Source organism: Pseudomonas sp. S5D5, assembly GCF_003013355.1.
GTDB lineage: Bacteria > Pseudomonadota > Gammaproteobacteria > Pseudomonadales > Pseudomonadaceae > Aquipseudomonas > Aquipseudomonas aylmerensis.
The window spans coordinates 2,809,546-2,822,436 of the sequence record NZ_PTEO01000001.1; the positions used below are offsets into that span (position 1 = coordinate 2,809,546).

At 62.9% G+C, this 12,891-nt stretch carries 7 protein-coding genes; 5 read left to right on the forward strand and 2 right to left on the reverse strand.

Annotated elements, in window-relative coordinates; genetic code table 11:
• Positions 1 to 84 precede the first annotated feature (84 nt).
• Together C9990_RS13275 and uvrA are read left to right on the forward strand one after the other, a co-directional pair.
• Positions 85 to 1,785 carry an ATP-binding protein gene (locus C9990_RS13275; protein ID WP_106803561.1) on the forward strand — a complete coding sequence of 567 codons (1,701 nt, stop codon included), beginning with the start codon at positions 85 to 87 and terminating at the stop codon, positions 1,783 to 1,785.
• 8 nt (positions 1,786 to 1,793) lie between these two features.
• Positions 1,794 to 4,310: an excinuclease ABC subunit UvrA gene (uvrA, locus tag C9990_RS13280; protein ID WP_106803562.1), complete on the forward strand. Its 2,517-nt coding sequence runs from the start codon at positions 1,794 to 1,796 to the stop codon at positions 4,308 to 4,310.
• 38 nt (positions 4,311 to 4,348) lie between these two features.
• Here uvrA and tkt read toward each other — a convergent pair whose 3' ends face one another.
• Positions 4,349 to 6,406 carry a transketolase gene (gene tkt / locus C9990_RS13285; RefSeq protein ID WP_106803563.1) on the reverse strand — a complete coding sequence of 686 codons (2,058 nt, stop codon included), beginning with the start codon at positions 6,404 to 6,406 and terminating at the stop codon, positions 4,349 to 4,351.
• Positions 6,407 to 6,580: 174 nt separating this feature from the next.
• Between tkt and C9990_RS13290 the strand changes: the two genes are divergently transcribed.
• On the forward strand, positions 6,581 to 6,805 hold the full coding sequence (locus C9990_RS13290) for a DUF465 domain-containing protein (RefSeq protein ID WP_065907703.1): 225 nt from the start codon (positions 6,581 to 6,583) through the stop codon (positions 6,803 to 6,805).
• Positions 6,806 to 6,958: 153 nt separating this feature from the next.
• Here the strand turns inward: C9990_RS13290 and C9990_RS13295 are convergent, their stop codons facing one another.
• Positions 6,959 to 8,335 (reverse strand): VOC family protein, encoded by a 1,377-nt coding sequence (locus C9990_RS13295; protein WP_106805648.1) that lies wholly within the window; start codon positions 8,333 to 8,335, stop codon positions 6,959 to 6,961.
• Between the two features lie 289 nt (positions 8,336 to 8,624).
• On the opposite strand from C9990_RS13295, the gene C9990_RS13300 reads away from it, so the two are divergent.
• Both C9990_RS13300 and C9990_RS13305 read left to right on the forward strand, forming a co-directional pair.
• Entirely contained in the window at positions 8,625 to 10,034 is a 1,410-nt protein-coding gene (locus C9990_RS13300) for an OprD family outer membrane porin (RefSeq protein ID WP_106803564.1), read from the forward strand.
• Between the two features lie 69 nt (positions 10,035 to 10,103).
• Entirely contained in the window at positions 10,104 to 12,740 is a 2,637-nt protein-coding gene (locus C9990_RS13305; RefSeq protein ID WP_106803565.1) for a glucosidase, read from the forward strand.
• Positions 12,741 to 12,891: the final 151 nt, after the last annotated feature.

The following is a 12,891-nucleotide window of genomic DNA, read 5'->3' on the forward strand; positions in this document are numbered from 1 at the left end:
AACGTTTCACGGCTGCCGGGCTCCAAGGTTTTATCACGGCTATCGCCCCCACCCATTCACCCATCCGTTCGCCAAGAGCCCACCATGCAGTTTTTATCCAATACCCACGGTTGTGAAGGTTGGGGCGGTGAAATGGCCCAGCGGATCCGCGCCTTCGACTGGTCTTCGACCGAGCTTGGGCCGATTGAAAAATGGCCCTGCAGCCTGAGCGGCAGTGTGCAGATGCTGCTGGCCTCGCCCATGCCGATGGTGATGCTGTGGGGGGCGGCGGGCTACATGATTTACAACGACAGCTATTCGGTGTTTGCCGGCGGCCGGCATCCCTACCTGCTGGGCACGGCGGTGGAGCTGGGCTGGCCTGAGGTCGCCGATTTCAACCGGCATGTGCTGGATACGTGCCTGGCGGGCGGCACCTTGTCCTACCGCAATTTTCCGTTGGAGTTGCTGCGTAACGGCGTGCCGGAAGAGGTCTGGATGGACTTGACCTACAGCCCCATCGCCGATGACCACCAGCAACCTGCCGGGGTCCTGGTGATCGTGAACGAGACCACCGAGCACGTGAAATCCGAACGAGTGCGCCAGGAACTCACGCATAACCTGGAGCAACGCGTCGCCGCCGAAGTGCAGGCGCGTTCCGCTGCCGAAGAGCAACTGCGCCAAGCGCAAAAGCTCGAAGCCATCGGCGGGCTGACCGGCGGCGTCGCCCACGACTTCAACAACCTTTTGCAAGTGATCGCCGGCAACCTGCACCTGCTGGCCCGTCATGAGCCGGACAATCCCCAGGTACAGCGCCGCGTCACGGCGGCCATTGCGGCGGTGGAGCGGGGCGCCAAGCTGTCCTCGCAACTGCTCGCCTTCGCACGGCGCCAACCGTTGTCGCCGGCGGTGTACAACCCGCAGCGCATCTACGCAGGCCTGGGCGAACTGCTGCAGCGCGCGCTGGGCGAAACCATCCATATCGACGTGCAATTGCCCCAGGATTCCTGGTGCATCAATGTCGACCGCAACCAGTTGGAAAACGCGCTGCTCAACCTGGCGATCAATGCCCGTGATGCCATGCAGGGCGAGGGCGTGATTCGCATCACCGGCGAAAATATCATTCTCAACCCTGCCGAGTGCGTGGGTAAAAGCATCAAGCCGGGTGAGTATGTGCGCCTGGCGGTCACGGATATCGGCGTGGGCATGCCGCCGGCGATCCTGGCGCGGGTGTTCGAACCGTTCTTTACCACCAAGCGCAGTGGCCACGGCACCGGCCTTGGCTTGAGCATGGTGTTCGGCTTCGTGCGCCAGAGCGGCGGGCATGTCGACGTGTGGAGCGAAGAGGGCAAGGGCACCGTGGTGCAGATGTATTTTCCGCGCAACCTGGGTGAAGAGAGCCAGGACACCCACGCCGAACCGGCGCTGCCGGCCAACGGGCATGAGACGGTGCTGGTGGTCGAAGACAACGAAGACGTGCGCGTGACGGTCGTCGAGCTGCTCGAGCAGGCGGGCTACACCGTGCTCACCGCCGAAGACGGCGACCAGGCGATGCACCTGCTGCAGTCCGGCGTGTTGCCCGAGCTGATCTTCACCGATGTCGTGATGCCCGGCCGGGTCAAGAGCACCGACCTGGCCAACTGGGCCCGCGCCCAGGAGCCACCGATCGCGGTGCTGTTCACCTCCGGCCACACCCGCGACATTCTTTCCGGGAATCACCTGCTGAGCCCCGACATTCATCTGCTGAGCAAGCCCTACAGCCCCGAAGCCCTGGCGCAACGGGTGCGCAGCGTGCTCACCGCTCGATAAGGTTGACCATGACTTCACAGCGCGACATCCCCGCCCTCACTGCCCAGCGACCAGGCTTCGTCCGGGTGCGCGGCGCCCGCGAACACAACCTGCAGAACGTCGATGTGGACATCCCGCGCGATGCCTTGGTGGTGTTCACCGGCGTGTCCGGCTCGGGCAAGTCGTCGCTGGCGTTTTCCACGGTGTATGCCGAGGCCCAGCGGCGTTATTTCGAATCGGTGGCGCCGTATGCGCGGCGCCTGATCGATCAGGTCGGCGTGCCGGATGTGGACTCCATCGAAGGCCTGCCTCCGGCCGTGGCCCTGCAACAGCAGCGCGGCACGCCGAGCGCGCGGTCCTCGGTGGGCAGCGTCACGACTTTGTCGAGCCTGATCCGCATGCTGTACTCGCGCGCCGGCAGCTATCCGGCGGGCCAGGCGATGCTGTATGCCGAGGATTTCTCACCCAATCTGCCGCAGGGCGCGTGCCCGCAATGCCATGGCCTGGGCCGGGTGTACGAGGTAACCGAGGCACTGATGGTGCCGGACCCTTCGTTGACCATCCGCCAGCGCGCCGTGGCGTCCTGGCCGCTGGCGTGGCAGGGCCAGAACCTGCGCGACATCCTGGTGACCCTCGGCTATGACGTCGACATTCCATGGCGCGACCTGCCGAAAAAGCAGCGCGACTGGATCCTCTTTACCGAAGAAACCCCGACCGTGCCGGTGTACGCCGGCTTCACCCCACAGCAGACCCGCGAGGCGTTGAAACGCAAACTGGAGCCGAGTTACCAGGGCACGTTCAGTGGCGCGCGGCGCTATATCCTGCACACTTTCACCCACACCCAAAGCGCGCTGATGAAAAAACGCGTGTCGCAATTCATGCAGGGCAGCGCCTGCCCGCTGTGCGAGGGCAAGCGCCTGACCAAGGCCGCGCTGTCGGTGAAGTTTGCCGGGCTGGATATCGGTGAATTGTCGCAACGTTCGCTGACCCAACTGGCCGAAGTGCTGCGCCCGGTAGCGGCGGGGCAGGACACGATGAAGCTGTCGGTGGAAAAGCGCCTGGCCGCCCAGCGCATTGCCCAGGATTTGCTCGAACGCGTGAGCACGTTGACCGACTTGGGGCTGGGTTACCTGTCCCTGGAGCGCAGCACGCCGACGTTGTCGTCCGGCGAGTTGCAGCGCCTGCGCCTGGCCACGCAACTGGGCTCGCAGTTGTTCGGTGTGATCTATGTGCTGGACGAGCCCTCGGCGGGCTTGCACCCGGCGGATAGCGAAGCACTGTTCACTGCGCTGGATCGCTTGAAGGCGGCGGGCAATTCGCTGTTTGTGGTGGAACACGACCTGGAAACCATGCGCCGCGCCGACTGGCTCATCGACGTCGGCCCGGCGGCCGGCGAGCATGGCGGACACGTACTGTACAGCGGGCCACCGGCGGGTTTGGCCAAGGTCGAGGCCTCGCAGACCCGTGACTACCTGTTCGCCGCACGGCGCCCGTCGAGCGCAGCGCAACGTCAGCCCAGCGGCTGGTTGCAGCTGGAAGGCGTGACGCGCAATAACCTCAAGGACCTGGCGGTGGAGTTTCCGTTGGGCTGCTTCACGGCGGTGACGGGCATCTCCGGCTCGGGCAAATCCAGCCTGGTCAGCCAGGCGTTGCTGGAGCTGGTAAGTGGCGGCCTCGGCAGCCGGGTGGAAACCGACGAGGAACCCAGCCTGGAAGACGATGCACCGCAAACCAGCGGCGGGCGCATCAGTGCCGGGCTGGAGCAGATTCGCCGCCTGGTGCAGGTCGACCAGAAACCTATCGGCCGCACGCCGCGTTCCAACCTGGCGACCTACACCGGATTGTTCGACCACGTGCGCAAACTGTTCGCGGCCACCCCGGCGGCGAAGAAACGCCATTACGATGCCGGGCAGTTCTCCTTCAATGTCGCCAAGGGCCGTTGCCCGAACTGCGAAGGCGAGGGTTTTGTCAGCGTTGAATTGCTGTTCATGCCCAGCGTGTATGCGCCATGCCCGACCTGCCACGGCGCGCGCTACAACCCCGAGACCCTGGCGATCGAGTGGCAAGGCCTGAGCATCGCCCAGGTGCTGGGGCTCACGGTAGAGCAGGCGGTAGAGGTGTTCGCCGAGGAGCCTGGCGTACTGCGCTCATTGCAAGTACTGCGCGATATCGGCCTGGGCTACCTGCGCCTGGGCCAGCCGGCGACCGAGCTGTCGGGGGGTGAAGCGCAGCGCATCAAGCTTGCCACCGAGCTGCAACGCAATGCGCGCGGCGCCACGTTATATGTGCTGGATGAGCCGACAACCGGCTTGCACCCACGGGATGTCGACCGCCTGCTCAGCCAGTTGAACCATCTGGTGGACGCGGGGCATACGGTGGTCGTGGTGGAGCATGAAATGCGCGTGGTGGCCCAGAGTGACTGGGTGATTGATATCGGGCCCGGGGCCGGGGATTTGGGCGGCAAGGTGGTTGCCAGCGGCACGCCGCAGAAGGTCGCGAAAAGCAAGAAAAGCCGCACCGCCGCCTTCCTCGCCAAGGAGCTCTGACCCCCTGTAGGCGCCCGGCAAGCCGGGCGCCTTCCGTGTCAGGCTTGCTGGATCTGTTGCTTGGCCTGCTTCACCACATTCTCGACGGTAAAGCCGAACTTCTCCTGCAGCTTCGCCAACGGCGCCGACGCGCCGAAGCTGTTCATCACCACCTTGGCGCCGGTCTGGCCGACATAGCGGTCCCAACCCAGCGGGCCTGCCTGTTCGACCACCACGCGTGCTTTCACGGCGGGCGGCAATACACTGTCGCGGTAGGCCTGGTCCTGCTCTTCAAACAGTTCCCAGCTCGGCATCGAGACCACTTGCGCGGCGATCCCCTCAGCCTTGAGCTGCTCATAGGCTGCCACCGCCAGGCTGACTTCGCTACCCGTCGCCAACAGCAGGACTTTAGGCTGCTCAGCCCCGGCCAGCACATACGCGCCCTTGGCCGCTCCGGATGCAGGCGCGTACTTTGACCGATCCAGCGTCGGCAGCGGCTGGCGCGACAACACCACGCAACTCGGACGATGGGTTTGTGCCAGGGCGACTTTCCACAGTTCGAGGGTTTCATTCGCATCGCCTGGACGCAGGGTGAGCAACCCCGGTGTGGCGCGCAGTTGGGTCAAATGCTCGATGGGCTGGTGCGTCGGCCCATCCTCACCGACGCCAATCGAGTCGTGGGTGAACACGAACACCACCGGAAGCTCCATGATCGCCGCCAGGCGGATCGGCGGTTTCATGTAGTCACTGAACACCAGGAACGTCGAGGTGTACGGCCGCAGGTAAGACAGCGCCATGCCATTGGCAATCGCGCCCATCGCATGCTCGCGGATGCCGAAATGCAGGTTGCGCCCGCTGTAGTCGTCGGTGCTGAAACGTCCGGCACCGTCGAAGGTGAGGTTGGTCTTGGTCGAGGGCGACAAGTCCGCCGAACCGCCGAGCAACCACGGAATCTGCTGGGCAAACGCGTTCAGCACTTCGCCACCGGCGGCGCGGCTGGCCACTCCCTTGGCGTCGGTGTCGAAGCTGGGCAAGCCGTCCTGCCAATGCTCGGGCATTTCACCGGCGCGCATGCGCTGCAGTTCATCGGCCAGCTCCGGTTCATATTGCTCCAGGTGCGTCAGGTGCTGCTTCCAGGCGTCATACAGTGGCCGGCTGCGCTCCAGCAGCGCATCACGCAGCACTGTGCGCGCTTCATCGGGCACCAGGAAACTGGAATCCTGCGGCCAGCCGTACGCGGCCTTGGTCAGGCGGATTTCCTCGTCGCCCAACGGCTCGCCATGCGCGGCGGCAGTGTTGTGCTTGTGGGGCGAGCCGTAGCCGATCACGCTGTCGACCACGATCAGGGTCGGTGCGCCGGTGTTGGCCTTGAAGGTCTCCAGGGCGGTGCTCAGGGCTTGCAAGTCATTTGCGTCGGTCACGTGCAAGGTGTGCCAGCCATAGGCCTGGAAGCGCTTGATCACGTCTTCGCTGAAGGCCAGTTCGGTATGGCCTTCGATGCTGATGGTGTTGTTGTCGTAGATCCAGCACAGGTTATCCAGCTTCAAGTGCCCGGCCATCGAGGCGGCTTCGCTGCTGATGCCTTCCATCATGTCGCCGTCACCGCACAGGGTGTAGACGTTGTAATCGAACAGCACCTTGCCATCGCGGTTGAAGCGTTGACCCAGCCAGCGTTCGGCCATGGCCATGCCGACACTGTTGGCGCAGCCCTGGCCGAGGGGGCCGGTGGTGGTTTCCACGCCGGTGGTCATGCGGTATTCGGGATGGCCCGGGGTCTTGGAACTCATTTGCCGGAACTGCTTGATGTCGTCCAGGCTGATCGCCGGTTGCTCCGAGCGCTTGCCATGCGCATCGATCTCGACCACGCCGGCCAGGTGCAACAGCGAGTACAGCAGCATCGACGCATGCCCTACCGACAGCACGAAGCGGTCACGGTTGGGCCAGTCGGGATGGTCCGGGTGGTAGCGCAGGAAGCGGCTCCACAACGTATAGCCCACCGGCGCCAGGCCCATGGGCGTCCCCGGATGGCCGGAATTGGCCTTCTGCACAGCGTCCATGGCCAGGGTGCGAATAGTATTGATGCATTGGGTGTCGACAGCAGTGGCAGCGTGAGTCATGAAACCGGTCTCCCTCAGGGTGCGATCTACAGTGGAGGGCAGGGCACGGCAAAGGTTTGATCGCATCGCCGGCGTTGCGACGAACGGGGATGGTTTGACCCCGGACATGACAAGACCCCTTGGAATGGGCTAGCTTCAAGGCTGTAGCCATTGATCAACTTGCGGAGGTACGCCATGCCAGTGAAACACGACCTATACCAGGACTTGGGTTTTACCAAGGAAGTCGTTCACGAACGCAGGGCCAGCGACAAACGCCTGGACTCGCTGTTCAGTCAATACGACGCAGCCGACGCCGCGGTGCTGAAGGCGGAGTCTGCCAGTGCCAGCGATGAGGACGTGGAGAAGCTGAAGAAGAAACGCTTGTTGGTCAAAGATGAGATCGTGGGGCGGCTGGGATAAGCCGTGCGCTTGCAACGAAACGGTAATTTTTGTTCAGAATTGTCTGAGGGACATCTTCCACTTCGCTGCTTATGATGCCGACCGCCCACCCGGCTCTGGGGACTGTTGCGGCGCCAGGACGGCGCTGGTGAGCCGGGTGGGCACTCGGTCTTTTTACCCCAGCAGCGCGCGGGTGCACTCATCGATAGAGCGCTGCTGCGTCTCGCCGTACAGCTGCAATTCATCGATTGTCTGGCGCCCCAGCGCCTTCTCGAACTCGGCCTTGTTCGAATTGGCTGCGTAGTGACTCTGCGCCGCGTCCCCCAGGTTTGACTGAAATATCCCCGCCGCACTCACTGGCAGGAAATCCTCATACACCAACGGTTCCACGTCCACATGACCGGCCGCGATCAGCGCTGACAGCGTACGCGGCTGATCGGCTTGGCCGCGTGCCGCCAGGCCTTTGTCCGTGGCTAAGTAGCGGAAGTACGCCAGGTCGTGTTCGCGCATCTGCGCATGGTCATCCGGGAAGGCCTGGAAGTGTTGCTCCATCAATTGCATATAGCGTGCGGCGTTGCCCTCATTGGGGAAAGCGCCGAGTGCGTCGCGGGCGGCGTTCAGCAGTTGGTCGTACAGCGCACGCCCCTTGGGAGTGAGGGCGACGCCGCGTTGTTCGATTTCACCGAAGCGCGCGCTGTGGCTGCCTTGGGCGTCGGTGAAGGCGATGGGTTCGTCGAGGGCCTTGAAGCTGGTCTGGCGCAGTAGGATCGGGCAACGACGGCGGGGTGGGCCTTCGATCACGGCCTTGGGCGTGATGCCCTTGCCGGGCATGGCGGCCTGCACCTGGTCGATGTCCAGCGTGCGCGGGGTCAGGTGGTTGATGTGCGGGCCCTTGAAGGCCACTACGTCGGCGATCAGGCGGTGCTGGTCGCTGAGTTGCTGGTACTGCGCGGCGGTGACGGTGGCGGTGTGGTGCCAGCGAAAGGTCTCCAGGGCCTGGCGGATGAAGGCCTCCGCATCGTTGGCGTCGAGGCCGCCGTCCTGCTCCGCTTGTTCGATCAGCGCGAGGGCGCCGGGGGTAAAGATCGCCCGCTTGGCCAGGGCCGCTTCGGCGAAGGCGCGCAGCTCAGGACTTTCGATCAGCTCCAGGCGCAGCAGCGAGGTGAACACGCGAAACGGGCTGGTTTGCAGCGCGCTTTCATGTACCGCGCGAAACGCCGTGGAATGCACCGGCACGCCGGCGGGCGTCAGGTCGTAGTAGCCCACCGGTTGCATGCCCATCACCGCAAACAGGCGGCTGATGGTCGCCAGCTCCGCAGCAGTGCCCAGGCGGATGGCGCCGTGACGCTCCTGGTCCAGGCGCTGGATTTCGCCGGTGCGCTGCAGCTGTTGCGCCAGGGCCGGTTCGCGCTCGAATACGCGGGTATTGGTCTCGGCCACCAGCTCCATCAGCGCCCCATACAGCGGAACTTCATCTCGGTACATATCGGACATGGCCTTGGAAAAGCCCTTGCGGATCTCGTCGGGGCTGATATGTGCGCTGGTGTGCATAGAAAAATTCCTGATGGCTTTGCCGATGAAGGTGACCGTTCGCTGGATTTTGTTGAGCTGCAGGTGAGGTTGCAAACGAAGATTCCTCTGGACTTCATTCTGCAAATGAATGAGATGACGCGAATATGACAAAAAACGGCCGGCTGGAAATTTCATTTTCCCGAGCCTTTCCTAACTAATTCTTCACGGAGTCAGCCCCATCCGCCATGAAAGAATCGTCACGTTTGCAAGGATGAAAACGTCGTTTCGCACATCGCACACATAAAAATATGTTTAGGGGCCGTCGTTAATGAAAATTTCTACACTGGCGTTATCCATCACCGCCGCCGTTCTTGCACAACACGCATTGGCTGATGATTTCGGGCTCGGTTCGCTGGGCACGGGCAACGGTCACAGCGGCTTTCTCGAAGACAGCCACGCCGCCATCAGTTCGCGGACCATGTACTACAGCGCGGATAACCGCTCGGGGACCAACAACGATCTGCGCGAAGCCGCGACATTGCTGCGCTTTGACTATAAATCCGGCTACACCCAAGGCACCCTGGGTGTCGGTTTCGACGTCATGGCCTTTGGCGCGCTGCGCCTGGACGGCGGCGATGGCCACACCGCGGGCCCTGGCCTGTCGGGTAACGGCAACAGTTTCTTCCCGACCAAGAACAACGGCACCGAGCCGGCCGATTCCTTTGGTCGTGCGGCGGGTAACGTGAAGTTCCGCATTTCCCAGACCGAGTTGCACGTCGGGGGTGGCTTGGCGCCGGTGTTGCCGATCCTGGTCTCCAACGACAGCCGCGTCGCACCGCAGACCTTTGACGGCGGCATCCTCACCTCCAGCGACATTCCCAACGTGACGTTCACCGGTGGTGAATTGAACCGCGCCGAAGGCCGTGCCTCCAGCAACTCCACAGGCTTGAGCGTTGCCGGTGGCCAGCGCGACAGCGACAGCTTCAAGTTCGGTGGGTTGGACTACAAGCCGTTTGGTTCTTCCGACAACGTCGTCGCGAAAAACCTGACGTTGCAGTACTACTACGCCCAACTGCAAGACTTCTACAAACAGAACTACTTCGGCCTGGTCCACGTGCTGCCGCTGGGCAATGACCAGTCGTTCAAGACCGACCTGCGCTACTTCGACAGCACCAGCGACGGCAAGAACGGCGAGAGCGGCTACCAGTTCAACAACAACGGCGGTTACGCCAAGCACGCCAACGAAGTGGACAACAAAACCTACAGTGCCGCCTTCACCTACCAGTTGGGCGGCAGCAGCCTGATGCTGGGCCACATTGGTGTGGGTGACGATGGCGGTTTTGTCTGGGTCAACCAGGGCAGCATCGCCGACCCGCACGCGCAAGGCGCCGGCGGCAGCGACTTCTACCTGTTCACCGACGCCGTGGTCGGCCAGTTCTCCCGTGCCGGCGAGCAGGTCAACTTCGGTCAGTACTCGTATGACTTCAAGGCTTACGTACCGGGCCTGAAGGCGTCCGTGGCGTACCTGGACGGCTCGGACATCAAGTCGAAGGTGGCCGGTGGTCCGGACCAGAAAGAAAACGAAACCGACTTCCGCCTGGACTACGTTGTGCAGGCCGGTCCTCTGAAAGGCTTCGGTACCACCTTCCGTACCGGTACCTACCACGGCAAAAACACCGGCACCCCCGACCAGGACCAGACACGCCTGATCTTCAACTACACGTACGCGATCTTCTAAGTCTTCATGTGCACCCGGGCGTCATTGGGTTCTACACTGCTCCTCACCTGGTAGGCGATGGAGGACCCAATGACGGCCACACCCAACACCCGAATACTGGACACGATTGAAGGCCAACGCCTGGCAACGCCGGATGCCGAACGTTGGCGCGAGTGGGGCCCCTATCTGAGCGAACGCCAATGGGGCACGGTGCGCGAAGACTACAGCGCCGATGGCGATGCCTGGACCTACTTCCCCCATGAACGTGCACGCAGCCGCGCCTACCGCTGGGGCGAAGATGGGCTTGCCGGCTTCAGTGACAAGGCGCAACGCTGGTGCCTGGGCCTGGCCTTGTGGAACGAGCGCGACACGATCCTCAAGGAACGCCTGTTCGGCCTGAATAACGCCGAGGGCAACCACGGTGAAGACGTCAAGGAACTGTACTTTTTCGTCGATGGCGTACCGAGCCATGCCTACATGCGCATGCTCTACAAATACCCGCACGCGGCCTTTCCCTACGCTGACCTGACCGCCGAGAACGGGCGCCGCGGGTTGGACGATGCCGAGTATGAAATCCTCGATACCGGCGTGTTTGAAGACAACCGTTACTGCGATATCAGCGTCGAATACGCCAAGCACGCGCCCGACGACATTTTCATGCGCGTCACCGTCCACAACCGCTCCGAACAACCAACCCGCTTGCAGGTATTGCCGCAACTGTGGGCGCGCAATGACTGGAGCTGGACCTTCGACGCGCCCAAGCCAGCGTTGACGCTGGACACTGATCGGGTGCTGGCCCGGCATCACGAACTCGACGATCGCCATCTCAGCGCCTGGGGCCAGGAGGGGGTGGAATGGCTGTTCTGCGAAAACCAGACCAACTTTCCCAAGCTCGACGGACAACCGACGCCGGGGCCGTTCAAGGATGGCATCAACGATTACGTGGTGGACGGCGTTGCCACGGCGATTCGCCGCGACGCCGGCACCAAGGTCGCCGCGCGGTTTAGCCTTGAACTTGCAGGCCTTGAGCATAAAACCCTGTACCTGCGTTTTGCCCCGACGGACGCGCCCGAGGTCAATGCGCGCAGGCTGTTCGACTTGCGCCGCCAGGAGGCGGATGAGTTCTACGCCGCCTTGCAGCACGGCATCGCCGATGACGACGCGCGCAATGTGCAGCGCCAGGCGTTGGCCGGATTACTGTGGTCCAAGCAGCTGTACTACTTTGATGTGAACCAGTGGCTCGACGGAGACCCGGCCCAGCCTGCGCCGCCGCCCGAACGCCTGCATTTTCGCAATACCCATTGGCGGCACCTGTCCAACTTCGACATCCTCTCCATGCCCGACACCTGGGAGTACCCGTGGTACGCCTCCTGGGACCAGGGCTTCCAGGCCGTGGCCTTTGCGCTGATTGACCCCGGGTATGCCAAGCAACAATTGCTGCTGCTGGTCAAAGACCGGTTCATGCACCCCAACGGCCAGCTGCCGGCCTATGAGTGGCGGTTCGATGATGCCAACCCGCCGGTGCATGCCTGGGCCAGTTGGCGTGTGTATCAGCAGGACAAGGCGCTGACCGGCGTCGGCGATATGGATTTCCTCGAGCGAATTTTCCACAAGCTGCTGCTGAATTTTTCCTGGTGGGTCAACCGCAAGGACGCCGAGGGGCGCAACCTGTTCCAGGGCGGTTTCCTCGGCCTGGACAATATCGCCTTGTTCGACCGCTCGGCCGCGTTGCCGCCGGGCTATCAACTGGACCAGGCCGACGGCACGGCGTGGGTCGCGGCGTATGCACTGGACCTGATGCGCATCGGGCTGGAGCTGGCCAAGCGCAACGTCGTCTATGTCGATATCGCGGTGAAGTTCTTCGAGCATTTCCTCTATATCGCCGGCGCGATCAACCGGGTCGATGACAGCGCCGAAGGGTTGTGGGACGAGCAGGACCGGTTTTTCTACGACGTGCTGCACCGTCCCGATGGCCAGAGCGAGCCGGTGCGCCTGCGTTCGATTGTCGGCCTGATGCCGTTGTTCGCGGTGCTGGTGCTGGAGCAGCGCGAGCATGAGGGCCTTGAAGGTCTGCGCGAGCGCCTGCTGGGCTTCATGCACCATCGGCCGGACCTGGCCAAGCTGGTGTCGCGCTGGAACGAACCGGGGCAGGGCAATCGCCTGTTGCTGGCCTTGTTGCGGGGCGAGCGCACCAAGGACTTGCTGCGGCGCATGCTCGATGACAACGAGTTTCTCTCGGCGTTTGGTGTGCGCTCCTTGTCCAAGGCCTTCGCCGAGCAGCCGCTGGGGCTGAAGATGAATGGCGACACTTTGTGCGCGCGCTACCAGCCTGGCGAATCCGATTCGCGCCTGTACGGCGGCAATTCCAACTGGCGCGGGCCGCTGTGGATGCCGGTGAACTACATGCTGATCGAATCGCTGCGCGAGTTTCACCGCTACTACGCGGATAACTTCTCGGTGGAGTACCCGACGGGCAGCGGTTATCTGGCGTCTCTTGAAGAAGTCGCCGACAGCCTCAGCCAACGTCTCACGCGATTGTTTTTGCGCGATGAAGATGGCCTGCGCCCGTCGATGGCGGGCTATGCGCAATTGGAAGCAGACCCGGCCAGTCGCGACCTGGTGTTGTTCCATGAGTATTTCCATGGCGAAACCGGGCGTGGGTTGGGGGCGTCGCACCAGACGGGGTGGAGTGCGTTGGTGGCGTTGTTGCTGCAGCCGAAAATCTAGGTTGCGCCACGGATCTGCTTTTCTGTGGGAGCTGGCTTGCCTGCGATGGCGTCGGCACTGCCTGCATCAAGGTTGTCGGCTCCACCGCTATCGCAGGCCAGCCAGCTCCCACATTGAAACTCCATGGCTTGCGAAATGGCAGGCAAAAAAA